The sequence below is a fragment of the Nocardioides endophyticus genome (genome assembly GCF_039543845.1).
Taxonomy (GTDB): domain Bacteria; phylum Actinomycetota; class Actinomycetes; order Propionibacteriales; family Nocardioidaceae; genus Nocardioides; species Nocardioides endophyticus.
Window position 1 is genome coordinate 43,251 of sequence record NZ_BAABKN010000030.1, and the last position, 23,840, is coordinate 67,090.

23 protein-coding genes are annotated in these 23,840 nt (G+C 70.0%); 14 read left to right on the top strand and 9 right to left on the bottom strand.

Annotation, left to right across the window (positions count from 1 at the left end; all coding sequences use genetic code 11):
• The first annotated feature begins 40 nt into the window (after nucleotides 1-40).
• On the top strand, nucleotides 41-1,282 hold the full coding sequence (locus ABEA33_RS22435) for a cytochrome P450 (RefSeq protein ID WP_345529295.1): 1,242 nt from the start codon (nucleotides 41-43) through the stop codon (nucleotides 1,280-1,282).
• A gap of 116 nt (nucleotides 1,283-1,398) precedes the next feature.
• On the opposite strand, the gene map is transcribed toward ABEA33_RS22435, so the two are convergent.
• Nucleotides 1,399-2,169, bottom strand: a complete 771-nt coding sequence (gene map / locus ABEA33_RS22440; RefSeq protein WP_345529296.1) for a type I methionyl aminopeptidase — start codon at nucleotides 2,167-2,169, stop codon at nucleotides 1,399-1,401.
• A 37-nt stretch (nucleotides 2,170-2,206) separates the two neighbouring features.
• Here map and ABEA33_RS22445 point away from each other — a divergent pair, with 37 nt between their 5' ends.
• The 4 genes from ABEA33_RS22445 to ABEA33_RS22460 are packed head-to-tail and all read left to right on the top strand — an operon-like array spanning nucleotide 2,207 to nucleotide 5,187.
• Nucleotides 2,207-3,145: an aldo/keto reductase gene (locus tag ABEA33_RS22445; protein WP_345529297.1), complete on the top strand. Its 939-nt coding sequence runs from the start codon at nucleotides 2,207-2,209 to the stop codon at nucleotides 3,143-3,145.
• Nucleotides 3,146-3,172: 27 nt separating this feature from the next.
• Nucleotides 3,173-3,784, top strand: coding sequence for a ClpP family protease (locus tag ABEA33_RS22450; protein ID WP_345529298.1), 612 nt, complete (start codon nucleotides 3,173-3,175; stop codon nucleotides 3,782-3,784).
• Nucleotides 3,781-4,398, top strand: a complete 618-nt coding sequence (locus ABEA33_RS22455) for an ATP-dependent Clp protease proteolytic subunit (protein ID WP_345529299.1) — start codon at nucleotides 3,781-3,783, stop codon at nucleotides 4,396-4,398. The genes ABEA33_RS22450 and ABEA33_RS22455 overlap by 4 nt, the downstream gene beginning before the upstream one ends.
• 15 nt (nucleotides 4,399-4,413) lie before the next feature.
• Nucleotides 4,414-5,187, top strand: a complete 774-nt coding sequence (locus ABEA33_RS22460; RefSeq protein WP_345529300.1) for a maleylpyruvate isomerase family mycothiol-dependent enzyme — start codon at nucleotides 4,414-4,416, stop codon at nucleotides 5,185-5,187.
• A gap of 4 nt (nucleotides 5,188-5,191) precedes the next feature.
• Here the strand turns inward: ABEA33_RS22460 and ABEA33_RS22465 are convergent, their stop codons facing one another.
• The 5 genes from ABEA33_RS22465 to ABEA33_RS22485 form a co-directional block, all read right to left on the bottom strand.
• Nucleotides 5,192-5,497, bottom strand: a complete 306-nt coding sequence (locus ABEA33_RS22465) for a helix-turn-helix domain-containing protein (RefSeq protein WP_345529301.1) — start codon at nucleotides 5,495-5,497, stop codon at nucleotides 5,192-5,194.
• 60 nt (nucleotides 5,498-5,557) lie between these two features.
• On the bottom strand, nucleotides 5,558-6,028 hold the full coding sequence (locus ABEA33_RS22470) for a DUF5994 family protein (protein ID WP_345529302.1): 471 nt from the start codon (nucleotides 6,026-6,028) through the stop codon (nucleotides 5,558-5,560).
• Nucleotides 6,029-6,266: 238 nt separating this feature from the next.
• Complete coding sequence (locus ABEA33_RS22475; RefSeq protein ID WP_345529303.1) at nucleotides 6,267-7,433, bottom strand: thiolase domain-containing protein; 1,167 nt, start codon at nucleotides 7,431-7,433, stop codon at nucleotides 6,267-6,269.
• Nucleotides 7,433-8,500, bottom strand: coding sequence for a thiolase domain-containing protein (locus tag ABEA33_RS22480; RefSeq protein ID WP_345529305.1), 1,068 nt, complete (start codon nucleotides 8,498-8,500; stop codon nucleotides 7,433-7,435). Before ABEA33_RS22480 ends, ABEA33_RS22475 begins: the two co-directional genes overlap by 1 nt.
• A 40-nt stretch (nucleotides 8,501-8,540) precedes the next feature.
• Nucleotides 8,541-9,509, bottom strand: coding sequence for a Zn-ribbon domain-containing OB-fold protein (locus ABEA33_RS22485; RefSeq protein ID WP_345529306.1), 969 nt, complete (start codon nucleotides 9,507-9,509; stop codon nucleotides 8,541-8,543).
• 75 nt (nucleotides 9,510-9,584) lie between these two features.
• On the opposite strand from ABEA33_RS22485, the gene ABEA33_RS22490 reads away from it, so the two are divergent.
• The 3 genes from ABEA33_RS22490 (at nucleotide 9,585) to fadD8 (ending at nucleotide 13,312) form a co-directional block, all read left to right on the top strand.
• Nucleotides 9,585-10,628, top strand: a complete 1,044-nt coding sequence (locus tag ABEA33_RS22490; RefSeq protein ID WP_345529307.1) for an LLM class F420-dependent oxidoreductase — start codon at nucleotides 9,585-9,587, stop codon at nucleotides 10,626-10,628.
• A gap of 250 nt (nucleotides 10,629-10,878) precedes the next feature.
• The gene (locus tag ABEA33_RS22495; RefSeq protein ID WP_345529308.1) at nucleotides 10,879-11,652 is read left to right on the top strand and encodes an NAD(P)-binding domain-containing protein; all 774 of its coding nucleotides are present in this window, start codon (nucleotides 10,879-10,881) and stop codon (nucleotides 11,650-11,652) included.
• A 22-nt stretch (nucleotides 11,653-11,674) separates the two neighbouring features.
• Nucleotides 11,675-13,312 carry a fatty-acid--CoA ligase FadD8 gene (gene fadD8, locus ABEA33_RS22500; protein ID WP_345529309.1) on the top strand — a complete coding sequence of 546 codons (1,638 nt, stop codon included), beginning with the start codon at nucleotides 11,675-11,677 and terminating at the stop codon, nucleotides 13,310-13,312.
• Here fadD8 and ABEA33_RS22505 read toward each other — a convergent pair.
• A complete protein-coding gene (locus ABEA33_RS22505) occupies nucleotides 13,202-14,095 on the bottom strand; it encodes a phosphatase PAP2 family protein (protein ID WP_345529310.1) in 894 nt (297 codons plus the stop codon). The genes fadD8 and ABEA33_RS22505 overlap by 111 nt on opposite strands.
• Nucleotides 14,096-14,107: 12 nt before the next feature.
• Entirely contained in the window at nucleotides 14,108-15,310 is a 1,203-nt protein-coding gene (locus ABEA33_RS22510) for a GDSL-type esterase/lipase family protein (protein WP_345529311.1), read from the bottom strand.
• A gap of 227 nt (nucleotides 15,311-15,537) precedes the next feature.
• Here ABEA33_RS22510 and ABEA33_RS22515 point away from each other — a divergent pair, with 227 nt between their 5' ends.
• From ABEA33_RS22515 to ABEA33_RS22540, 6 genes are read left to right on the top strand one after another with little or no spacing between them, the layout of a single operon-like run.
• A complete protein-coding gene (locus ABEA33_RS22515; RefSeq protein ID WP_345529312.1) occupies nucleotides 15,538-16,827 on the top strand; it encodes an ABC transporter substrate-binding protein in 1,290 nt (429 codons plus the stop codon).
• Nucleotides 16,828-16,861: 34 nt separating this feature from the next.
• A complete protein-coding gene (locus tag ABEA33_RS22520) occupies nucleotides 16,862-17,842 on the top strand; it encodes a carbohydrate ABC transporter permease (RefSeq protein WP_345529313.1) in 981 nt (326 codons plus the stop codon).
• Between the two features lie 7 nt (nucleotides 17,843-17,849).
• Entirely contained in the window at nucleotides 17,850-18,686 is an 837-nt protein-coding gene (locus ABEA33_RS22525) for a carbohydrate ABC transporter permease (RefSeq protein ID WP_345529314.1), read from the top strand.
• Complete coding sequence (locus ABEA33_RS22530) at nucleotides 18,683-19,744, top strand: LacI family DNA-binding transcriptional regulator (protein ID WP_345529316.1); 1,062 nt, start codon at nucleotides 18,683-18,685, stop codon at nucleotides 19,742-19,744. Before ABEA33_RS22525 ends, ABEA33_RS22530 begins: the two co-directional genes overlap by 4 nt.
• Complete coding sequence (locus ABEA33_RS22535; protein ID WP_345529317.1) at nucleotides 19,741-22,029, top strand: beta-glucosidase family protein; 2,289 nt, start codon at nucleotides 19,741-19,743, stop codon at nucleotides 22,027-22,029. Before ABEA33_RS22530 ends, ABEA33_RS22535 begins: the two co-directional genes overlap by 4 nt.
• Nucleotides 22,029-22,988, top strand: a complete 960-nt coding sequence (locus tag ABEA33_RS22540; RefSeq protein ID WP_345529318.1) for an acetylxylan esterase — start codon at nucleotides 22,029-22,031, stop codon at nucleotides 22,986-22,988. Before ABEA33_RS22535 ends, ABEA33_RS22540 begins: the two co-directional genes overlap by 1 nt.
• On the opposite strand, the gene ABEA33_RS22545 is transcribed toward ABEA33_RS22540, so the two are convergent.
• The gene (locus ABEA33_RS22545; RefSeq protein WP_345529319.1) at nucleotides 22,985-23,800 is read right to left on the bottom strand and encodes a crotonase/enoyl-CoA hydratase family protein; all 816 of its coding nucleotides are present in this window, start codon (nucleotides 23,798-23,800) and stop codon (nucleotides 22,985-22,987) included. The two genes, ABEA33_RS22540 and ABEA33_RS22545, sit on opposite strands and share 4 nt — an antisense overlap.
• Nucleotides 23,801-23,840 lie beyond the last annotated feature (40 nt).

Here is a 23,840-nt window from a genome sequence, read left to right on the forward strand (position 1 = left end):
GCACTAGAACGTGTTTCAGAATCGAGTAGGAGAGCGCCCCGTGACCGCAACCGACGTCCTTCCCGAGGGATTCGACTTCACCGACCCCGACGTGAACCAGGAGGCCATCCCGTACGACAAGTTCCTCGAGGCACGCCAGAACCACCCGATCGTGTGGGTCGAGCAGCCCTGGGAGCCGCGCAGCGGCTTCGCCGAGGAGTCGGGCACCGGCTACTGGGCTGTGACGCGGCACGAGGACGTCTCGGCGATCTCGAAGGACAGCAAGAACTGGTCGACGCACGAGAACGGCGCCATCATCCGCTTCCCCGGCGAGATGCTCCGAGAGCAGATCGAGCTGCAGCGGGTGATCCTGATCAACCAGGACCCGCCCGAGCACACCCAGACCCGGGCCATCATCTCCCGCGGCTTCACGCCGCGCTCGATCAACGAGCTCGAGGACACGATGGTCCAGCGCGCCGGGAAGATCGTGAAGGACGCGGTGGCGCGCGGCACCGGCAACTTCGTCGAGGAGGTCGCCGCCGAGCTCCCGCTGCAGGCGATCGCCGACCTGATCGGCGTGCCGCAGGAGGACCGGCACAAGCTCTTCGAGTGGTCCAACCTGATGCTCGCGGGCGAGGACCCGGACTACGCCGGCAACAACGACGTCGCGGCCGCCGAGATCCTCGGCTACGCGATGATGCTCGCCGCCGACCGTCAGGCCAACCCCCGTGACGACCTGATCACCAAGCTGATCACGGCGCACAAGGGCGAGCGCGGCCTGAGCGACGACGAGTTCGGCTACTTCGTGATCCTGCTCGCGGTGGCCGGCAACGAGACCACCCGCAACGCGGTCACCCACGGCATGAACGCCTTCCTGGACAACCCCGAGCAGTGGGAGATCTGGAAGCGGGACCGGCCGGCGACCATGGTCGACGAGGTCGTCCGGTGGGGCACCCCCGTGACCGTCTTCCAGCGCACCGCGCTCAACGACGTCGAGGTCAGCGGCCACACGTTCAAGAAGGGCGAGCGCGCGGCGCTCTTCTACGCGAGCGCCAACTTCGACGAGACCGTCTTCGAGGACCCGCACACGTTCAACATCCTGCGCGACCCCAACCCGCAGCTCGGGTTCGGCGGTCACGGTGCCCACTACTGCTTGGGCGCCAACCTGGCCCGGCAGGAGATCCGGGTGATCTTCAACGCGATCGCCGACTTCGCGCCGGACATCACCAAGCTGAAGGAGCCGGTGCGTCTCCGCCACTCCTGGGTCAACGGCATCAAGGACCTGCAGGTCAAGTACGCATGATCAGGGACGCGCAGCGGACCTGATCGTTGGTGGTCGAGCAGCGACCACGGCTGAGCCTGCGAAGCCGTGACGGAGCGTGTCGAGACCCAGTGAGGATCCCAGAACAGTGAGACGCGTCAGGCGGCCCGTTCGGTGAGAACCAGCGGGCCGTCTGCCGTGATGGCCACGGTGTGCTCCATATGGGCCCCGCGGGAGCCGTCCTTGCTGCGCAGGGTCCAGCCGTCGTCGTCGGTGTAGATCTCGTCGGTGGTGTGCAGGAACCACGGCTCGATCGCGATCACCAGGCCGGGGCGCAGCTTGAGTCCGCGGCCGGCGCGGCCGTCGTTGGGTACGTGCGGCTCGCCGTGCATGGTGCGACCGACGCCGTGCCCGCCGAACTGCAGGTTGACGCGGAGGCCGGCCTCGCGGGCGACGTCGCCGATCGCCGCCGAGATGTCACCGAGGCGATTGCCCGGTTGGGCGGCGGCGATGGCGGACTCGAGGGCGCGACCGGTGGTGGCGATCAGGTCGAGGTCCTCCTGGCGGGGCGTACCGACCACGACGCTGAGGGCGGAGTCGGCGACCCAGCCGTCGACGTTCGCGGCGAAGTCGACGCTGACGAGGTCGCCGTCCTGCAGTGTGTAGTCGTGGGGCAGCCCGTGCAGGACCGCGTCGTTGACCGAGGTGCACAGGACCTTGCCGAACGGCGAGGCGCCGAACGACGGGTGGTAGTCGATGTAGCAGGACTCCGCCCCCTGCTCCCGGATCATCTGGTGGGCCAGGGCGTCCAGCTCGAGCAGGTTGACCCCGACCGCGGCCTTCGCGGCGAGCGCGGTGATGACGTCGGCGACGAAGCGGCCGGCGGGACGCATCTGCTCGATCTGGGCAGGGGTGCGGAGCTCGATCATGAGCCGACCCTATCTAGACCGTCCGTAGGGTGACGGCATGGACCTGGAGATGGGGTTGGTGCTCGGCACCATGTACTTCGGCACCCGCACCGACGAGGCGACGTCGTACGCCCTGCTCGACCGTTTCGTCGAGGCCGGCGGGCGGGTGCTGGACACGGCCAACTGCTACTCCTTCTGGACCTCGCCGACCGGACACGGCGGCCAGAGCGAGATGCTGCTCGGCCGCTGGCTGGCGGCCAACCCGGGCCTGCGCGAGGAGCTGGTGATCGCGACCAAGGTCGGTGTCGAGCCCACCGACGACGGTGGCATCGAAGGTCTGTCGGCCCCGGTGATCGAACGTGAGTCGGCGCGCAGCCTCGAACGCCTGGGCATCGACGCGATCGATGTCTATTGGGCGCACGGCGAGGACCGCGCGACGGACCTCGAGGAGACCGTGGCGGCGTTCGGGGCGCTGGTGGAGCGGGGCGTCGTACGCCGTCTCGGGGTGTCCAACCACCCCACCTGGCGGGTGGAGCGGGCACGCGGCATCGCGGAGCGCCTCGGCGTCGAGCCGTGGACGGCGCTGCAGCTGACCACGTCGTACGTCGAGCCGCGGCCGGGCGCGCAGGTCCCGGGCAAGGACCACCGGTTCGGGTTCGTCGGCGACGAGACCGTGGACTACCTCGAGCTGCATCCCGAGATGGAGCTGTGGGTCTACAGCCCGCTGATCCAAGGCAGCTTCGACCGTGCGGATCGGCCCTTCCCGGAGGCCTACGACCACCCGGGCACCACCGCGCGGCTGGCAACCCTGAACGCGCTGGCCGGGCGGCTCGGCGTACCCGCGTCCCAGGTCGTTCTCGGCTGGATGCTCGCGAAGGGTTGGAAGCCGATCGTGGGTGTCAGCTCGGTGGAGCAGCTCGACTCAGCCCTCGAATCTCGGCAGCTCAGGTCCGTGCAGCTGACAGCAGATCTGCTGGGAGCAGATTCGCTTCCGTGACGGCCTGAAGCGACGAACGCTGGGGGCATGAGCCAACCAACCCTCACCGGTCCCTTCGACGACCAGCTCACCGCCCGCCTCATGCACCAGCGCATCCTGGTGCTGGGGCAGGAGGTCGACGATGCCATCGCCAACCGCCTCTGCGCGGAGCTGCTGCTCCTCTCGGCCGAGGACCCGCACCGCGACATCAGTCTCTACATCAACTCACCCGGCGGCAGCGTGAGCGCCGGACTCGCCATCTACGACACGATGCGCCTGATCCCCAACGACGTGAGCACACTGGCGATGGGCCTCGCGGCCAGCATGGGCCAGTTCCTGCTCTCGGCCGGTACGCCGGGCAAGCGCTACGCGCTCCCGCACTCGCGGATCCTGATGCACCAGGGGTCGGCCGGCATCGGCGGCACCGCGATCGACATCGAGATCCAGGCCGAGAACCTCGAGCACGTGAAGGGCGTCCTGATCGGGCTGATCGCCGAGCACACCGGGCAGCCGCGCGAGCTGATCGAGCGGGACTCGCTGCGCGACCGGTGGTTCACCGCCGAGCAGGCGCAGGAGTACGGCTTCGTCGACGAGGTGCTCAGTGACCTCGGTGCCATCGCCCAGCCCCGCCCCACCGCCACGTTCGGAGTCAGCGCATGAGTCAGTACACGATCCCCAGCGTGGTCGAGAAGACCCACCGCGGCGAGCGTGCGGTCGACATCTACAGCCGGTTGCTGACCGACCGGATCATCTACCTCGGCACCGAGATCGACGACGGGGTCGCCAACGTCGTGATCGCGCAGCTGCTGCACCTGGAGTCCGAGAGCCCGGACTCGCCGATCAACCTCTACCTCAACTCGCCCGGTGGCTCGGTCACCGCGATGCTCGCCATCTACGACGCGATGCAGTTCATCCGGCCCGAGGTGGGCACGGCGTGTGTCGGTCAGGCTGCGTCGTCCGCCGCTGTCCTGCTGGCGGCGGGGGCGCCGGGTCGCCGTACGGTGCTGCCACACGCCCGCGTCGTGCTCCACCAGCCCTCGGGCGGGGGACAGGGCACGCTGCCCGACCTCGCTCTCCAGGCCAAGGAGATCGCACGCATCCGCGCCGAGATGGAGCAGATCCTGTCTCTCCACACCGGGCGGACCGTGGAGCAGGTGCGCGAGGACACCGAGCGCGACCTGGTGCTGTCCGCCGAGGAGGCGGTGTCGTACGGAATCGTCGACGATGTGCTCGACAGTCGGAAGAGCTCTGCCGGGAAGATCGGGGCCGCCTAGCAGGTTGCGCCGGACATGACCTCCCTTGCCTCCCGCACGATCGCGGCGCTGCGCGCCAACCACGACACTCTGGCCGCCCTGGCGCCGACCCTGACCGAGGCCCAGCTGACCGCGCCCAGCGGCGCGTCGGAGTGGACGGTCGCGCAGGCGCTCTCGCACCTGGGCAGCGGTGCCGAGATCACCCGCCAGCCGATCGCGACCGCCGCGGGGGAGTCGGTCGACGTCGAGGACAACCAGACGATCTGGGCGCGCTGGGACGGCTCGACCCCGAGTGAGCAGGCCTCCGGGTTCGTCGAGAAGGACGCGGCGTACCTCGCCACGGTCGAGGCGCTGACGCCGGAGCAGCTGGAGGACCTGCAGATCGACCTGGGCTTCCTGCCGCAGCCGGTGCCGGTCGAGGTCGCGCTCGCCATGCGTCTCAACGAGGTCGCCAACCACGCCTGGGACGTGCGCGTCGGTGTCGACCCTGCCGCGACCGTCGACGCCGACTCGGCCGAGCTGCTCGTCGAGCTGTTCGCCGGCCCGCTGGCCTTCCTGCTCGGCTTCTCCGCCAAGCCCGACCGGGCCGAGCAGGAGGTCCGGCTGGCGATCCCCGGCGGCGGCATCTCGATCACCGACGCCGTGACCGTGTCGGGCGAGGTCTCCGACCCCACCGCGACCTTCGGCGGGACGCCGGAGGCCGTCGTCCGGCTGCTGAGCGGTCGCCTGCGTGCGCCGTACGACGCGGGCGTCAGCGTGACCGGCAACGTCACTCTCGACGACCTGCGGAGGGTCTTCCCGGGCTACTGACCGCCTAGGCAGCCAGCGCGACTGGCCCGGAGATCCGGGTCAGTCGCCTGCTGACCCGCGTCGTCAGGTCGACCAGGCGCAGGCCGAGGGCGCCGGCGACCGCACCGAGGACCTCGGAGCTCGGCTCCTTGAGGCCGCGCTCGACCTCGGAGAGGTACTGCGTCGAGACGCCTGCGCCCGTGGCCACGTCGGCGAGCGTGCGCTCCGCCGTACGACGCTCCTCGCGCAGCTCGTGGCCGACGGCCTCGCGCCAGAGCGGCTCCGGGCGCTGCGGCTCCGGACGGGACGGGAAGGCTACGACGTCACCCATGCACCGACAGTAGGCCGGTCGGTGCCCCGGTGACAGGACCGTTCGCCACGAGCGAACTCGTCAGGACCAGTGGTCATCGGGGTCGACGTCGAACTCGTTGGTGACCGTCTCCAGCAGGGAGCCGGCGGAGTGCGCGTAGCCGGTGGTGGCCGCGGCCAGGAGTGCCTCGGCGCCCTGACCGGCCGAGAACACGGGCGGCACGACGAGCACCCGCAGCGTCAAGCGCTGTGATGTCCGGAGCAAGACGATGTGGGTGTCGTCGTCCGGGACGGCGTCGAGGTCGACGTACCCGTCTTGGACCCGGATGCGTCGCGGCGCCGAGTCCCAGTCAGGAGGGGAGATGACCGCGTGCTGGACCCGCCCGAGGGAGGGAGGGAAGTGGTCGGCGAGGTCGGCCAGCTCGACGGCGAGGTCACGGCTCTGCGGCCACCAGCCGCCGTCCAGGGTGTCGAGTCCGGGCCGGTCGCTCATCCGCAGGCGCAGCGGAGCCCGGGTGGAGGTAGTCGGTGCGGATTCGTGCGACGTCGTCATGACGTCCGCCTTTCGGCCGGCGCGGGACCCCAGGAGGGAGTCCGCTCGCGGCCATCGGTCTCAGCCTACGCCGGGTGGTCGGTCGTGCCCGTCGCCGCGACCGCCGTCGCGGTCATCGTCCCGTCACGTGAGACGGGGGCAGGGGGATGCCAGCCGCAACCTGCCGACACGCCGTTGCAGCAACGGCGTGTCGGCAGGTTTCCCCGGGCGTCCGGGGAAACCCGGGAGACCCGCAGCCTCAGTTGGTCGGCTTCTCCGCGCCGACGACCCACATCGCAAAGAACTGCGAGCCGCCGCCGTACGCGTGACCGAGCGCCTTGCGGGCGCCGTCGACCTGGTGCTCGCCCGCTGCGCCGCGCACCTGGAGCGCGGCCTCGCCGAAGCGGAGCATGCCGGAGGCGCCGATCGGGTTGGACGAGAGCACCCCACCCGAGCAGTTCACGGGCAGGACACCGTCCATCGCCGTACCGCCGGACTCGGTGAGCCGCCAGCCGCCGCCGTTCGCGTCGGCGAACCCGAGGCTCTCGAGCCACATCGGCTCGAACCACGAGAACGGCACGTAGATCTCGGCCATGTCGATCTCGTCGATCGGGCTGGTGATGCCGGCCTGCTTCCAGAGTGCGGCCGCGGCGTCGCGAGAGGCCTGCGGGTTGACCTGGTCGCGCTCGGCGGCCGTCGTGGCCTCGGAGCGCATCACCGTGCCGTGGATCCAGGCGGGGTTGGGAGATGCCGCCGCCACGTCCTCGGACACGATCACCAGGGCACACGCGCCGTCGGAGGACGGACAGGTCTCGTCGTAGCGGATCGGGTCCCAGAGCATCTGTGACGCGAGCACCGACTCGACGGTCGTGCCCTCGTTGTGCAGGTGGGCGTAGGGGTTGCGCAGAGCGTTGTTGCGGTCCTTCGCGGCGACGATCGCACCGATGTGCGTCGGCGCCTCCGAGCGACGGATGTAGGAGCGCACGTGTGGCGCGAAGTAGCCACCGGCGCCGGCGTGCACGGGCATGTTGAACGGCAGCGGCACCGAGAGCGCCCACATCGCGTTGGACTCCGACTGCTTCTCGTAGGCGACGGTGAGCACCTTGCGGTGGACGCCGGCCTGGACGAGCGACGCCGCCACGATCGCCGTAGAGCCACCTACGGAGCCGGCAGTGTGCACCCGCAGCAGCGGCTTGCCGGCGGCACCGAGCGCCTCGGCGAGGAACAGCTCCGGCATCATCACGCCCTCGAACAGGTCGGGCGCCTTGCCGACCACGATCGCGTCGATCTCGTCGAGGGTCATGCCTGCGTCTTCCAGGGCGCGGTCGATCGCCTCGCGGCACAGGCCGGCCATCGAGACGTCGAGACGCTTGGCGCGGTGGTGGGTCTGTCCGACCCCGACCACGGCTGCGGGCTGCTTGGCCATCAGTTCCCTACCCCTTCGGTCGTCGAGCCCAGCACGCAGAGCAGGTTCTGCTGCAAGGCAGGCCCCGAGGTCGCGTGCCCCACGCCCTTGGAGATCTCGCCGGACCAGATCCGCGAGGCGGTCTCGCCGATCCGGATGCCCCCACTGGAGAACATCGGGTTGCTGGTCAGTGCGCCACCCGACGGGTTGACGCGTACGTCGTCGCCCAGCCCGAGCTCGCGGCGCAGGATCAGCTCCTGGTGGCTGAACGGGGCATGCAGCTCCGCAACCTCGACGCCGGTGAGGTCGACGGCAGCTGCTGCCCGAGCGGTCGAGGGCGACCGGGTGAGGTCACGGGTGCCCATGCCCATCGGGTCGATGTAGTGCGACAGGCCGTTGATCCAGGCCGGTCGGTCGCGCACCTCGCGAGCCTTGTCGCCGGCGGCGAGCACGATGGCGGCCGCGCCGTCCGTGACGGGGGAGCAGTCGTGCTTGCGCAGTGGGTCGGCGTACATCGGCCGGGCGAGCAGCTCCTCGACCGACGAGCCGCCCTTGCGGATGGCGTACTCGTTCTTCTCGGCGTCGGTCAGCGATCGGTTGGCCACCTCGGCCATCGCGGTCTCGTCCCACACCCCGGCGTCGATGCCGGCGCGGGCCTGGAGACCGGCCAGCGACACGGTGTCGGGCCACAGCGGCGTCATCGTGTAGGGCTCCAGCTGCAGCCCGAGGGTCCGGCGCAGTACGCCGGCCGAGGACTTGCCGAACGCGTACACGAGGGCGGTCTCGACCTCGCCGGTCTGGATCTTCAGCCAGGCCTCGTACATCGCCCACGCGAGGTCCATCTCGACGTGCGACTCGTTGACCGGCGGGATCACGCCGATGGCGTCGACCGCCGAGACGAACGAGAAGGACCGTCCGGCCAGGTAGTCGGAGGATCCCGAGCACCAGAAGCCGATGTCGCGGCGGGTCCAGCCGGTCTGCTCGTAGCACTCCGCGAGGAGCGGCACGAGCATCTCCACGCAGGTCGGCGACCCGTCGAACTCGGGCATCTGTCGCTGGGCGAACCCGACGACTGCAACGTCTCTCATGCTGTGCACTCCATTTTCGAAATCACAGAGCCGGGGCCCCTCAGAGGTGGTGCCGGTAGGTGTCGTAGTCCGCGTCCGGATCGCCGGTCGGCTCGAAGTGGTCGATGTTCTCCAGGGAGTACGTCCACTCGTCCTGCGGCTTCCAGACCGCCTTGACCCGCATGCCCATCCGCACCTCGTCGGCCGGGATGCCCAGGATCAGGTGGAGGATGGCGATGTCGGCGCCGTCGAGCAGCACGTACGCCGAGACGTACGGCGGGATGATCTTCTGCCCGAGGAACGGCACGTTGACGATGCAGAACGTGGTGATCGTGCCGGTCTGCGACAGCTCCACCTCCTCCGCCGTCGGGGTGCCGTCGGCCGGGCACGCGCTGCGCGGCGGCACGTAGACCTTCTGGCAGGTGGGGCAGCGCTGGCCGACGATGCGGCCCTCGTTGAGCCCGCGGTAGAACGCGGACTCCTCGGGCGACGCGGCGTACAGGTAGTCGAGCGACACCGGGACGATGACGCCGGTGACCGGGTCCACGACGGGGGTTGCGAGGCTCGCTTCGCTGCGCACCTCAACCACCGATTCGTCCAGAGGTTCGAACGCCGCGATGTCGGTGATCGACCCGGTGCGCTCCTCGGCCCAGCGGATCTGCACCCGCATGCCGGTGCTGACCTGGTCGGGCGAGGGCACGTCGAGGGCGTGCAGGAACGGGCGGGTGGCGCCGTCGAGGGTCACCAGCGCAAAGGCGAAGGGCCGGTCGAAGGGCTGCTCGGCGACCGGCTCGGGCACCCACGTCCAGGACGTGACCGTCCCGACCGGGGCGACCTCGACGAAGTCCGTGGTCTGCTCGTGCGTGTCCGGGTCGTACTCCAACGGGGGTACGACGACCTCACCCGCCGAGGTCCGGCCCGCGACGACGACGCCGTCTCGGAGGCCGGTGAGGAACCGTCCCACGACGGGTCCAGTCGAGCGGGTGTAGTCGAACGCTACGGTGACCGGTGCTGACAGTGTTCGTGTCATGGTCCGAAACTAGAACACGTTCTAAGATCGGGCAAGCACCAAGTGACATATGTCCCGCGATGACAGGAGATCGACATGAAGCTCGGACTGCAGCTCGGCTACTGGGGAGCGCAGCCCCCGCAGGGCGTCGGGGAGCTCGTCACCGCCGCCGAGGAATCCGGGTTCGACGCCATCTTCACCGCCGAGGCGTGGGGGAGCGACGCGTTCACCCCGTTGGCCTGGTGGGGCCGTGAGACGTCGCGGATCAAGCTCGGCACGTCGATCGTGCAGATGTCGGGACGTACGCCGACGTCGATCGCGATGCACCTGATGACGCTCGACCACCTGTCGAACGGCCGGGTGATCCTGGGCATGGGCGTCAGCGGGCCGCAGGTGGTCGAAGGCTGGTACGGCCAGCCCTTCGGCAAGCCGCTGGCCCGCACCCGCGAGGTCGTCGACATCATCCGCAAGGTGCTCGCCCGCGAGGACAAGGTCACCAACGACGGCCAGCACTACCCACTGCCGTTCACCGGCGAGAACTCCGTGGGTCTCGGCAAGCCACTCAAGTCGATCGTGCACCCGCTGCGCGCCGACGTCCCGATCTGGCTCGGCGCCGAGGGACCCAAGAACGTCGCGCAGACCGCCGAGATCGCCGACGGCTGGATCCCGATCTTCTACACGCCGAAGTCGGCCGGCATGTACCGCCCCTGGCTCGACGAGGGCTTCGCACGACCCGGTGCCCGGCGTACTCGCGACGACTTCGAGATCGCCGCGACCTGTCACCTCCAGGTGGTCGAGAACGCCGAGGAGAAGCAGTTCATCCTCGACGCGATCAAGCCGTCGGTGTCGCTCTACATGGGCGGGATGGGCGCCCAGGAGGCGAACTTCCACAACCAGGTCTTCGTCCGGATGGGCTACGAGGACCTCGCGGCCGAGGTGCAGCGGCTCTACCTGAGCGGCGAGAAGGACAAGGCGACCGCGCTGATCCCCGACGAGCTGGTCGACGACATGCACATCGTCGGCACCGCAGGTGAGGTCAAGGAGCGGATCGCGCAGTGGGAGGAGACCGGTGTGACGACGCTGCTGCTGAGCGCCCGCTCCGCCGAAGAGATCCGGTCAGTGGCAGAGCTGCTCGCCTAGCGCCGCACTCCCGCTGAGGCGTCGCCGCTGCGCGGCCACGCCCGGTCGCTGGGCTCGCGTGTCGCCGGCGACGTACGCCGTGGTCGTGGCCCGTTGCGGCGCCACGCCTCGCTTTACGCTTCCCGGGCGTGCCCGCTCCGCGGAGCCGCCGCTCGTTCCAGTGGTTGAGGAGGGCTGCTGGGCCCGTCTCGAAACCCCCGCAGCGTGGGCAGGGCGGTGCGGCCGGCGGGTGTGATGGGAGAGTTGCCCGGTGAGCAACACGTACGGCGTCATCGGAGTCGGTTCGATCGCAGCGGCCATGGTCGTCGGGTGGTGTGACGGGGTCGCCGATGCTCCGGAGGTCGTCCTGTCGCCGCGCAACGCCGAACGGTCGGCCGACCTGGCTGCCCGCTTCGACTCGGTACGGATCGCGGCCGACAACCAGGCCGTCGTCGATGAGGCCGACGTGATCGTCGTGTGCCTGCTGCCGGGCAACGCGGTCGAGGTGCTGTCCGGGCTGCGGTTCCGGCCTGACCAGGCCGTGGTCAGCGCGGTTGCCGGGGTCGACGTGGCGCGCCTGCGCGAGGTCGTGGCACCGGTGAGCGAGGTGGCGCGCAGCATCCCGCTGCCTGCTGTGGCGACGCGCGAGAGCGTGACGCCGGTGCACCCGGAGGGCCCGGCGGTCGAGGAGCTGTTCGCGAGGCTCGGCGGCAGCATGGTCGTGGACGACGAGCTGGCGTTCGAGTCGATCGCGGCGGCGTCGGCGACGGTGGCGGCGTACTTCGGCTACCTCGGCGCGATCGCGGACTGGCTCGGCTCTCGCGGCATCCCCGAGGACGACGCTCGGCGCTACGTCGCGGCCACGTTCGCGGCCCTTGCCGGCGAGCTCGGCGCACCGGACCCGGACTTCGCTGCGCTCGCGAACGCACACGCGACACCCGGCGGCCTGAACGAGCAGTTCGCCCGCGATCTGGGCGCGGCCGGGGTGTACGACGAGGTGCGGAACGGCCTCGATGGCGTGCTGCAGAGAATTGCCCCGAACTGAAACACGTTCTAGTCTCGGCGCCATGACTGACGCTCTGCCTTCTTCCAACGACATGCGGGTCGGCACCCACAACGGCCACCTCATGGTCGCGGCTCTCAAAAGGCACCAGCACAAGCCGGTGATGTATCTCGGCGACACCACGCTCACCGGTGGCCAGACCGCCGAGCGGATCAGCCAGTACATCCAGGCGTTCGAGGCGCTGGGCGCCGGCCGCGGCACCGCGGGCGCGCTGCTCGCGCTCAACCGGCCCGAGGTGCTCTTCATCCTCGGCGCGGGCCAGACCCAGGGCCACCGGCGTACGTCGCTGCACCCGCTCGGATCCCTGGACGACCACGCCTACGTGATCAACGACGCCGAGATCACCTCGATCACCATCGACCCGGTGCCGATGTTCGTCGAGCGCGTGGTGGGTCTTCTCGAGAAGTGCCCGAAGCTGGAGAAGGTGCTCACGATCGGGCCGGTGCCCGACGAGCTCGCGCACGTCGGCCACGACCTGTCGGCCGCCGCTGCGTCGTTCGACCCGCAGCCGCTCTCGGCGGTCACGCTCGACCCCGACCACATCGTGTCGATCACCTACACCGGCGGCACGACCGGCAAGCCGAAGGGCGTCATCGGCCTCTCGCGGCAGATGAACACGATGACCCAGATCCAGATGTCGGAGTGGGAGTGGCCGGAGTCGCCGCGCTTCCTGATGTGCACCCCGCTGTCTCACGCAGGCGCGGCCTTCTTCGTCCCCACCGTCCTCAAGGGCGGCTGCCTCTACGTGCTCTCGAAGTTCGACCCGGCCGAGGTGCTGAGGACGATCGAGGAGCAGAAGATCACCGCGACCATGCTGGTGCCGTCGATGCTCTACGCCCTGATGGACCACCCCGACTCGAAGACCCGCGACCTGTCGTCGCTCGAGACCGTCTACTACGGCGCGTCGGCGATCAACCCGGTGCGGCTCAAGGAGGCGATCGAGCGCTTCGGCCCGATCTTCGCGCAGTACTACGGCCAGTCCGAGGCGCCGATGGCGATCAGCTACATGTCCCGCGCCGACCACGCGGAGGCCGTGGCCGAGGGCGGCGACGAGCGTCGTCTCGCCTCGTGCGGCCGCCCGTCGGCGTTCACCCGTACGGCGCTGCTCGGCGAGGACGGCAAGCCCGTCCCGGTCGGGGAGCCGGGGGAGATCTGCGTCGCCGGCCCGCTGCTGGCCGGTGGCTACTGGAACCTGCCGGACGAGACCGCCGACACCTTCCGTGACGGCTGGATGCACACGGGTGACGTGGCGCGCGAGGACGAGGACGGCTTCTGGTACATCGTCGACCGCACCAAGGACATGATCGTCACCGGCGGGTTCAACGTGTTCCCGCGTGAGGTCGAGGACGTCGTCGCGGAGCACCCTGCGATCGCTCAGGTCGGCGTGATCGGCACGCCGCACGAGAAGTTCGGCGAGGCCGTGACGGCGATCGTCGTCCTCCGCTCCGACGCGCCTCGTGACGACGAGTCGATCGCCGCGATGACCGCCGAGATCCAGGAGATGGTCAAGGCGCGCAAGGGGTCCGTGCAGTCACCCAAGCAGGTGATCGTCGCCGACTCGCTGCCGCTGACCGGGCTCGGCAAGCCCGACAAGAAGGCCCTGCGGGCCCAGTTCTGGACCGGTGACCGCGCTGTCGGCTGACCGGCGCCTGAAGTAGTTGCGGATGGCGGTGTCGATCGCGAGTGAACCAGCCAGCAGGCCGATCGCGACGATGCCGTCCATCCACCAGTGGTTGCCGGTCGCCGAGACGACGAGCATGGTCAGGACGACGTGCGACAGGAAGAGCCAGCGCCACCTGCTGGTGCTCACTGCGACGATGCCGAAGGAGACGACCGCAGCCCAGGCCACGTGGATCGACGGCATCGCGGCGAACTGGTCCGACACACCGGTCGTCGGGTCGGCCGCGTAGACCGACATCCCGTACTGCTGGCCCATGTCGACGTAGCCCAGGTCGGGCAGGAAGCGCGGCGGCGCGACCCGGACGAACCGGATCACCAGGCAGCAGGCGGTGACGAGGGCCAGCCCGTTGCGCCAGTGCGGGTACCGGTCACGGTGGCGGTAGAACATCCACACCAGGAAGGCGATCAGCGCCGGCACGTGGACCACCGCGTAGTACTTGGTCGTGAGGTCGGCGAGGCGGGCGTGCGCCAGCACGAAGTGCTGGAGCGTCAGCTCCGACGGCAGGTGCAGCCGGCCTTGGAACGACGCGATGTCGTGGGCGCGCGCGATTGCTCCGTGGGTGGAGGCGAGAGGCAGCATCCGGGCGAGCCGCCACACGGCGTACAGGGACGCGATCAGGGTGAACTCAGCGGCGGCCGGCTCGATGTGCGGGGTCAGCCGGGACGGCCGCAGACGTACGACGAGCCACACGAGGGCGCTGACCAACGCAGCTACCGCGGCTTGATCCCAGGTCGGCCACGGCACGGGGAGATTCTGTCAGGCCGGACCCAACGAACCACCCGGTTTGAACGACGCGGCGAACCGCTCGCCGATCCGCAGGTGGGTCGCGGCGTCCGGGTGCAGGTCGTCCGGCAGCGGCAGCTCGGCCGCGTCCGCCTCGCCGTACAGCGTGAGGCCGTCGAGGTAGTGGAGGTGCGGGTCGGTGGCGGCGCGCTGCTCGACGATGCGCGCGAGCTCGGCACGGATGACCTGCAGGGTGAGCTTGCCGAACGGGACCTCGGCCGGGTCGCCGGTGGACGCGAAACGCAGCTGCCCGTCCTTCATCCCGCTCGTGTCGGGCAGGAGCGGCCCCGGCGTGGCCTCGTGGAGCCCGCACCAGATCGGGGAGACGACCAGGAGCGGGGTGTCCGGGTGGCCGTCACGCACGGTGTCGAGGAAGCCGTGCATGCCTGCCGTGAACGCTCGCTTGCGCATCACGTCGGCGTTCACGATGTTGATCCCCATCTTGATGCTGATGAGGTCGGCGGGGGTGTCCCGCATGGTCCGGGCGACGAACGGGTCGAGCAGCGCGCTGCCGCCGAAGCCCAGACTGACCAGGTCGACGCCGCCCAGTGTGGCAGCGCGGGCGGGCCAGGTGGTGGTGGGACTGCCGGCCTCGGAGCCGGCGCTGATCGAGCTTCCGTGGTGCAGCCACACCGGTCGTCCGCGGCCGGGCAGCGGCTCGACGGGGGCGTCCGTGCGCAGCTCGACGAGCTCGGTCGTCTCGCTGTGCGGCAGCCAGATCTCGACGTCCTTCGGCTCGGGGGACAGGCCGTCGAACGTCAGCGTGCCGGGCTCGCCTTCGCGCTGCTCGAATGAGCCCGTCGTCATGTCGATCACGACGGCTCGACCCTGCGGCACGCTGCCCTGGTCGACGAGTCTCCCGTCGACCACCAGGTCGTAGATCCCGTCGGGTCGGGGCGGGGCGCCGACGTACACCCGCTTGGTCGGCAGGGTGTCCAGCTCGATGGCGGTCGCCGCCGTACGGAACGCGAGGCGTACGCCGGAGGGCTGGCTCTCGGCCATCAACAGTTGCGGGTCGGGCACCTGCGCCCGGGCCCAGGCGGGGAGCCGGTGCGGGAGCAGGCCGCGGTCGGTCTGCTCGAGCTCGAGGGCGCCCCGGACGAGCTCGGCGGTGATGCCTGTCGTGATGATCTGCACGGGTACGACGTTGCCATGCGTCTGCGCAACGGCACCCACGGGTACGGCTTTGTCACCATGCCCCTGCACTGGGTCACGGACGCGGCGAGACGACGACCTGCTGCCGCGGACGCTCTGACCCCTCTGGCGCGCCTTTTGTTTCGAAAATGCCGAAACCGTGGAAAACGTTATCGACAACGATTGACACACTCACCGGCGAGTGACACCTTTCCGGCATGTGTGACGGACGTCGCACCCGGCCCACCGCCGAACGGAAGGGTTTCCCAATGAGGTCGAAGACTCGCAGCGCGGCACTTGCCGTCCTCTGCGCCAGCGTGTTGACGTTCGCGGCCTGTGGCAGCGACGACTCGTCGGAGGAGAGTGGTGGCGACACCACGATCACCTGGTGGCACAACTCGAACAACCAGCCCGGCATGGGCTACTACGAGCAGGTCGCCCAGGACTACGAGGCCGACCACCCGGGCGTGAAGATCGAGATCAGCGCCATGGCCCACGAGGACATGGTCGACAAGCTCGACGCCGCCTTCCAGAGCGGGGACATCCCCGACATCTACATGGAGCGCGGCGGCGGCGAGCTGGCCGACCACGTCGACGCGGGCATGGTCCGCGACATCTCCGACGACGCGTCGGAGGAGATCGACAAGGTCGGTGGCTCGGTCGCCGGCTGGCAGATCGACGGGAAGACCTACGCCCTGCCGCTCTCGCTCGGGGTCGTGGGCGTCTGGTACAACACCGAGCTCTTCGAGCAGGCCGGCATCACCGAGCCCCCCACCACGATGGACGAGTGGTACGACGACATCGCCAAGCTCAAGGACGCCGGCATCACGCCGATCTCCGTCGGTGCCGGGGACAAGTGGCCGGCGGCGCACTACTGGTACTACACGGCGCTGCGGTCCTGCCCCGAGGACGTACTCAAGGAGGCCGTCACGAGCCTCGACTTCTCCGACCCGTGCTTCGAGAAGGCCGGCGAAGTGGTCCAGGACATCCTAGGCGCCGACCCCTTCAACAAGGGCTTCCTGACCACCAAGGCGCAGGAGGGCGCGACCTCGGCGTCGGGCCTGCTCGCGACCGGCAAGGTCGCGATGGAGATGCAGGGGCACTGGGAGCCGGGCGTGATGCAGGGCCTCACCGACGACGGCAAGGGGCTGGGCGACAAGACCGGCTGGTTCCCGTTCCCGGCGGTCGAGGACGGTCAGGGCGACCCGACCGACGCCCTCGGCGGCGGCGACGCGTGGGCGGTCTCCGAGGAGGCGCCCGACGAAGCCGTCGACTTCGTGAAGTACCTCCTCTCCGACGAGGTCCAGCAGGGCTTCGCCGAGAACGACATGGGCCTGCCGACCAACCCGGCTGCGAACGGCTCGGTCAAGGACCCGGCACTCGCCGGCGTGCTCAAGGCTCGCGACGACGCGCCGTACGTCCAGCTGTACTTCGACACGGCCTTCGGCGCCTCGGTCGGTGGAGCGATGAACGACGAGATCGCGCTGCTGTTCGCCGGCGATGCGTCCCCGCAGGACGTCGTCGACGCAACTCAGCAGGCCGCGGACGCCGAGCAGTGACGACCACGGCAGTGACGGGAGCAGTGAGCTGATCGTGGCGGACCAGGGCGTCGCCACCTCCACGGCGCCCCCCACTCTCGGGGAGGCCACCCGGCGCGAGCAGCGCCGGGTGGCCCCACGGCCCGTCGGGGGCGGCTGGCGGCAGCGACTGGAGATCGCCTTCTTCGTGACCCCGGCTCTCGCGCTGATGGCGGTCTTCGTCGTCTGGCCGGTGGTCTCGGCGGTCCGGATGTCCTTCGACCGCTGGAAGGGCTTCGGCCCGATGGACGACTTCATCGGGATCGACAACTACCACTACGTGCTGACCGACGAGGTCTTCCGAGGCGCGGTGACGCACAACTTCATCATCGTGTTCGCGTCGATCCTGATCCAGCTGCCCCTCGGGCTGGCGGTCGCTCTGCTGCTCGACCGCAAGATCCGCGGCCGGGGGCTGCTGCGGACCATCGTGTTCGTCCCGTACGTGCTGGCCGAGGTCATCGCCGGCGTCGTCTGGTACCAGCTGCTACAGCCGGAGTCGGGCGTCATCGACGCGCTGATCAAGGCGGTCGGGCTCACCCCGCCAGAGCAGGGTTTCCTCGGTACGCCGAACCTGGCGCTCGCCACCGTCTTCGTGGTGCTCACCTGGAAGTACCTCGGGTTGGCGATCCTGCTCTTCCTCGCCGGCCTCCAGGGTGTCCCGACCGACCTCTATGAGGCGGCGCAGCTCGACGGGGCGAGCTGGTGGCAGGTGCAGCGACGGATCGCGATCCCGCTGCTCGGGCCGACGATCCGCACCTGGTGCTTCCTGTCGATGATCGGGTCGCTGCAGCTCTTCGACATGGTCTGGATCCTGACCGGCGGCGGTCCGGCCAACGCGACGACGACGATGGCGACTTACCTGATCAACCAGGGCACCGGCCGTCACAACTACGGCATCGCCGGCGCGGCCTCCGTGATCCTCTTCGCGATCGGGTTCGTGATGGCGCTCGTCTACCAGGTGTTCGTGCTGCGGCGCGACACCGCTGTGGAGAGGTGAAGGAGACATGATCCGACGCGCGAGACCGTTCGGCTCAGGTGGCCTGCTGGTCTACCTGCTGGCCCTGACCGCGGTCATCATCACGCTGGGCCCCGTCGTGTACGGCGCGCTCGGCGGCTTCCGCAGCAACGAGCAGCTGGCCCGCGATCCCTCGGGTCTGCCGGACCCCTGGGTGTTCTCGAACTACACGGCGGTTCTGACCAACGAGGCCTTCTGGCGCTACGCCTTGAACTCGTCGATCATCGCCGTGATCACCACCGTGGTCGCCGTGATGTTCGGCGTGATGGCGGCGTACCCGTTGGCCCGCTACCAGTTCAGCGGGCGCGAACCGCTGTTCATGGTGTTCGTGCTCGGGCTGCTCTTCCCGGCCGCCGTGGCGATCATCCCGCTCTTCATCCTGGTCACCCGTGACCTGCACCTGGCCAACAGCTGGTGGGGGGTCGCGCTGCCGCAGGCGGCCTTCGCGCTGCCGATCACGGTGGTGATCCTGCGGCCCTTCCTGATGGCCATCCCCAAGGAGTTGGAGGAGGCGGCGCTGATCGACGGGGCGTCTCGGATCGGGATCTTCTGGCGGCTGGTGCTGCCGTTGTCGGTGCCGGCGCTGGTCACCGTCGGAGTGCTCGCGTTCGTGGCGTCGTGGAACGCCTACCTGCTGCCTCTGCTCCTGCTGCAGGACGACATGCGTACGCTGCCGCTCGGTGTCGCCGACTACTCGAGCGAGCACTCGTCCGACACCGCCGGCGTGCTCGCGTTCACGACGCTCGCAATGATCCCCGCTCTGATCCTGTTCCTCGCGATGCAGAAGCGGATCGTCAGCGGGCTGCAGGGCGCGGTGAAGGGATGACGGGCAACGTGGAGGAGGACGCCGTGGTGGAGCCGAGCAGCCAGCGGTCCGGGAGCCGGGTGACCATGCAGCAGGTGGCGGCCGAGGCGGGCGTGTCCATCTCGACGGTCTCGAAGGTGATGAACGGCCGGTACGGCGTCTCGACGCAGACGTTCGACCACGTCAGCAAGGTGATCAACCGGCTCGGCTACGAGACCAGCCTGGTGGCGCGCAGCCTGCGCAACACCCGGACGAACGTGATCGGCGTGCTGGTCGCGGACTTCGAGCCGTTCAGCACCGAGGTGCTCAAGGGCGCGGCCGACGCGATCCGGGGCACCGGCTACGAGCTGGTCGCCTACTCCGCCGGCGGCCGCGTGGACGAGCACGTCGGATGGGAGCGGCGCTACCTGTCGCGAGTCATGGGCACCCTGGTGGACGGCGCCGTCCTGGTGACGCCGACGGTGACCGACGTGCAGTACGACGGTCCGGTGGTCGCGGTCGACCCACACACCGGCCGGTCCAGCCTGCCGACGGTCGCATCGGACAACCTGCAGGGCGCGCGGATGGGCGTCGACCACCTGCTGAGCCTGGGCCACCGCCGCATCGGCATGGTCACCGGCCGCGAGGACCTCGTGTCCGCGCAGCTGCGTGAGCTCGGCTACCGCGCGGCGCACGAGGCGGCCGGCGTACCGGTCGACGAGTCGCTCCTCGCGAACGGCGCGTTCGACCCCGAGCAGGCGCGGGACGCCGCCCGGACGCTGCTGCGCCTGCCCCAGCCGCCGACCGCGATCTTCGCGGCCAACGACATCTCGGCCCTGTCGACCCTCGAGGTCGCCAGCGAGCTGGGCCTCGACGTCCCCGGGCAGCTGTCCGTCGTGGGCTTCGACAACATCCCCGAGTCGGCGCTGGCTCACCCGCCGCTGACCACCGTCCAGCAACCCATGCGCCAGATGGGGCACGACGCCATCGCGATGCTGGTCGCGCTGATCGCCGGCCACGTGGTCGACGAGACGCACGTGACCCTCGCGACGACTCTCGTGCCCCGGCGCACGACCGCAGCTCCAGGAGCGACTTCATGACCGAGCTGTGGCGCGATCCCAGCGCCCACGTCGACGACCGGGTCGCCGACCTGGTCTCGCGGATGACCCTGACCGAGAAGGTCGCCCAGCTGTCCGGGGTCTGGTGGCTCGACCCGGACGCCGGCGGCATGGCCCCGATGCTGCGTGAGAGCGTCGGTCCGCTGCCGTCGTGGACAGAGGTGGTCGAGGACGGTCTCGGCCAGCTCACCCGCACGTTCGGCACCGCACCCCTGGAGCCGGCCGAGGGACTCCAGATCCTGGCCGACCGACAGCGCGACGTGATGGCGGCCAACCGGTTCGGCATCCCGGCGCTGGCCCACGAGGAGTGCCTCACCGGGCTCGCCGTCTGGCGTGCCACGATCTATCCCTCGCCGTTGTGCTGGGCGGCCTCCTTCGACCCGGTGCTGGTCGAGCGGATGGCCGCCCAGATCGCCGGCACCATGCGCAGCCTCGGCATCCACCAGGGTCTGGCACCGGTGCTCGACGTCGTCCGCGACCTCCGCTGGGGCCGGGTCGAGGAGACACTCGGCGAGGACCCGTTCTTGGTCGGCCTCGTGGGCAGCGCCTACGTGCGCGGCCTGGAGGACGGTGGGATCGTCTCGACACTGAAGCACTTCCTCGGCTACTCCGCGTCCCGCGCCGCCCGCAACCTGGCGCCGGTGGCGATCGGGCCGCGCGAGCTCGCCGACGTGATCTTGCCGCCGTTCGAGATGGCCCTGCGGGCCGGGGCCAGGTCGGTGATGAACTCCTACACCGACCTCGACGGGGTGCCGGCCGCCGCCGATGCCGAGCTGCTGACCACCCTGCTGCGCGAGCGGCTGGGCTTCACCGGGACCGTGGCCTCCGACTACTTCTCGGTCGCCTTCCTGCAGACGCTGCATCGCGTCGCGGACGGCCTCGGCGAGGCAGCGGGACTGGCGCTCGAGGCGGGGATCGACGTCGAGCTGCCGTCGACGAACGCCTTCGGTGCCCCGTTGCTCGAGGTGCTCGCCGCGGGTCGCGTGGAGGAGAAGGTCATCGACCGCGCCCTCTTCCGGGTGCTGCGACAGAAGTGCGAGCTCGGCCTGCTCGACCCGGGCTGGGCGCCGGTTGCGGTCACCGACGTCGACCTCGACGACGCCGAGTCACGGGCGCTCGCGCTCGAGCTCGCGCGCCGCTCTGTCGTGCTGCTGGCCAACGACGGCAGCCTCCCGCTCTCGGCCGGGGCGACGGTCGCGATCGTCGGACCGCGCGCCGACACGTCCCAGGCGATGCTCGGCTGCTACTCCTTCCCGATGCACGTGCTCGTGCACCACCCCGGTGTCGAGGACGGCGTGGAGATCCGCACCGTCCGAGAGGCTCTGGCCGACACCTTCGACGTCTCCTACGCGCTCGGCTGCCCGGTGCTCGGGGGCGAGGACGCGGACATCGAGGCCGCTGCCGCGGTCGCCGCCGACGCCGAGGTGTGCGTCGTCGTGCTCGGAGACCAGGCGGGGCTCTTCGGCAAGGGCACGTCGGGAGAGGGCTGCGACGTCGCCGACCTCGACCTCCCCGGTCGGCAGGAGGAGCTGCTCGAGGCGCTGATCGGGACCGGTACGCCGGTCGTGGCGGTGCTGCTCGTCGGACGACCGTACGACCTGAGCCGCCAGGTGGATCGCCTCGCCGGGCTCGTGTGCGGCTTCTTCCCGGGCGAGGAGGGAGCGCAGGCGATCGCCGACGTGCTCAGCGGTCGCGTCAACCCGTCCGGTCGGCTGCCGGTCAGCTTCCCGGGTGCGGGCTCGACCCAGCCCTCGACGTACCTCGCCTCGCCGCTGGGCCGGCGCAACGAGGTCAGCGTGGTGGACCCGACACCGCTCTTCGGGTTCGGTCACGGACTCTCGTACGCCGCCGCCACCTGGGGCGCGGTGTCCACGCCGTCCGGTCCGCGGTGGGGGACCGACGGCACCTGCGACCTCGTGGTGGAGCTCGCGAACGAGGCCGACCGAGACGTGTCAGAGGTGGTGCAGGTCTACCTGCACGACCGGTCGGCCTCGGTGGTGCGCCCGGTGCAGCAGCTCGTCGGTGCGGTGCGCGTCGACCTCGAGGTCGGGCAGAGCGCGAGCGTCCGCTTCGCGCTGTCCGCGGATCTGACGTCGTTCACCGGGCGCGACCTCGTGCGCATCGTGGAGCCGGGCAAGGTCGAGCTATGGGTGGGCGCCTCCAGCACGGACATCCGGGAGGTGCTGCCGCTCGAGCTGGTCGGTCCGGTCCGGATGGTCGGGGTGGAGCGGGCGCTGGAGCCCGCCGTGACCGTCGAGATCGCCTGATGCACTACGACCTGCCCCTGGAGGAGGCGCGGGTCTACCGCCCGCCGTTGGCGGTGCCCGAGGACCTCGGTGACTTCTGGGCGCGCACGCTCGCGCGCATCGGTGGTGCGCCGCCGATGCTGACCAGGGTCGATTCCGGGCTGGTGACCGTGGAGTCGTACGACGTCGCGCTGGCCGGGTTCGACGGTCATCCTGTGCGCGCGTGGCTGCACCTGCCGGCCGAGGTGCTGCGGTCCGGTCCGCTGCCCGGGGTGGTGCAGTTTCAGGGCTACAACGGTGGCCGCGGGCTGGCGCACGAGCACGTCTTGTGGGCCAGCGCCGGCTACGCGCACCTCGTCGTCGACACCCGGGGACAGGGGAGTGGCTGGACGACCGGCGCCACCGGCGACCCTGTCGGATCCGGGCCGGCTCAGCCGGGCTTCCTCACCCGTGGCATCGGGGACCCGGACACCTACTACTACCGGCGCGTGTACGCCGACGCCGTGGCCGCGCTCGAGGTGCTGCGCGGCCACGACCTGGTCGACCCGTCTCGGGTGGTCGTGGCGGGAGGGAGCCAGGGCGGCGGGATCTCGACCTCCGTCGCTGCCCTGGCTCCCTCCTCCGTGGCCGCGGTGCTGTGCGACGTGCCGTTCCTCTGCGACTTCCGGCGCGCGGCGGCCGTCGCCCAGACCGACCCCTACCTCGAGCTGGTGCGCTACCTGGCCGCTCACCGCGACCAGGTCGACCGAGCGTTCTCGACCCTGTCCTACTTCGACGTCGCCGTGCTCGGCCGGCTGGCCACCGCGCCGGCGCTGTGGTCGGTCGCCCAGATGGACCTCACCTGCCCGCCGTCGACGGTGTTCGCGGCGTACAACTCCTACGGCGGACCGAAGGAGATCGAGGTCTACGAGTTCAACGACCACGAGGGTGGTGCGGCGTACCACCGCTCCCGTCAACTGGAGTGGCTCGCGGCCCTCTAGCGCCCCTGGAACTGAGGGGCGCGCTTCTCGGCGAACGCCCGTGGGCCTTCCTTGGCGTCGTCGGAGGCGAAGACGGCCTTGCCGACCACGGCGTCGTCGGCCCAGCAGTCGTCCTCGTGCTTGCCCTCGGAGTCGCGAACCGTCTTGAGGATCGCCTGCACGGCGAGGGGTCCGTTGGCGCAGATCAGGTCCGCGATCTCGTGCGCCTTGGCGAGCGCTTCGCCGTCGGGCACGACGGTGCCGATGAGGCCGATCTCTTTGGCCTCCGGCGCCTTGATCGCGCGGCCTGTCAGCAGCAGGTCCATGGCGATCGTGTACGGGATCTGGCGGGGGAGGCGTACGGCGGAGCCGCCCATTGGGTAGAGGCTCCACTTCGCCTCGGCCACCCCGAACCGGGCCGACTCGCCGGCGATCCGGATGTCCGTGCCCTGGAGGATCTCGGTGCCGCCCGCGATGGCCGGTCCCTCGACCGCGGCGATCAGCGGCTTGGTCAGCCGGAAGCCCTTGAGCAGCCCCTTGATGACCCGCGGGTCGAAGCCGGACTCGAAGCTCTCGCTCGGCGACCGCTTGGTGGCGGCCTTGAGGTCCATACCGGCGCAGAAGTAGCCGCCGGCACCGGTGAGGATGCAGACCCGGATGGAGTCGTCGCTGTTGACCCGGTCCCAGGCCTCCTCCATGATCGCCATCATCTCGCCGGAGAGCGCGTTGCGGGTCTCGGGCCGGTTCATCGTGACGATGAGCTTGTGGCCGTCCTGCTCGACGAGGCAGTGCGGGGCGGATTCCGTCGTGGGAACAGTCGCGGCATCGGTCATAGCCGGGATGCTAGCCAAAAACGAGAACGTGTTCTAGTCT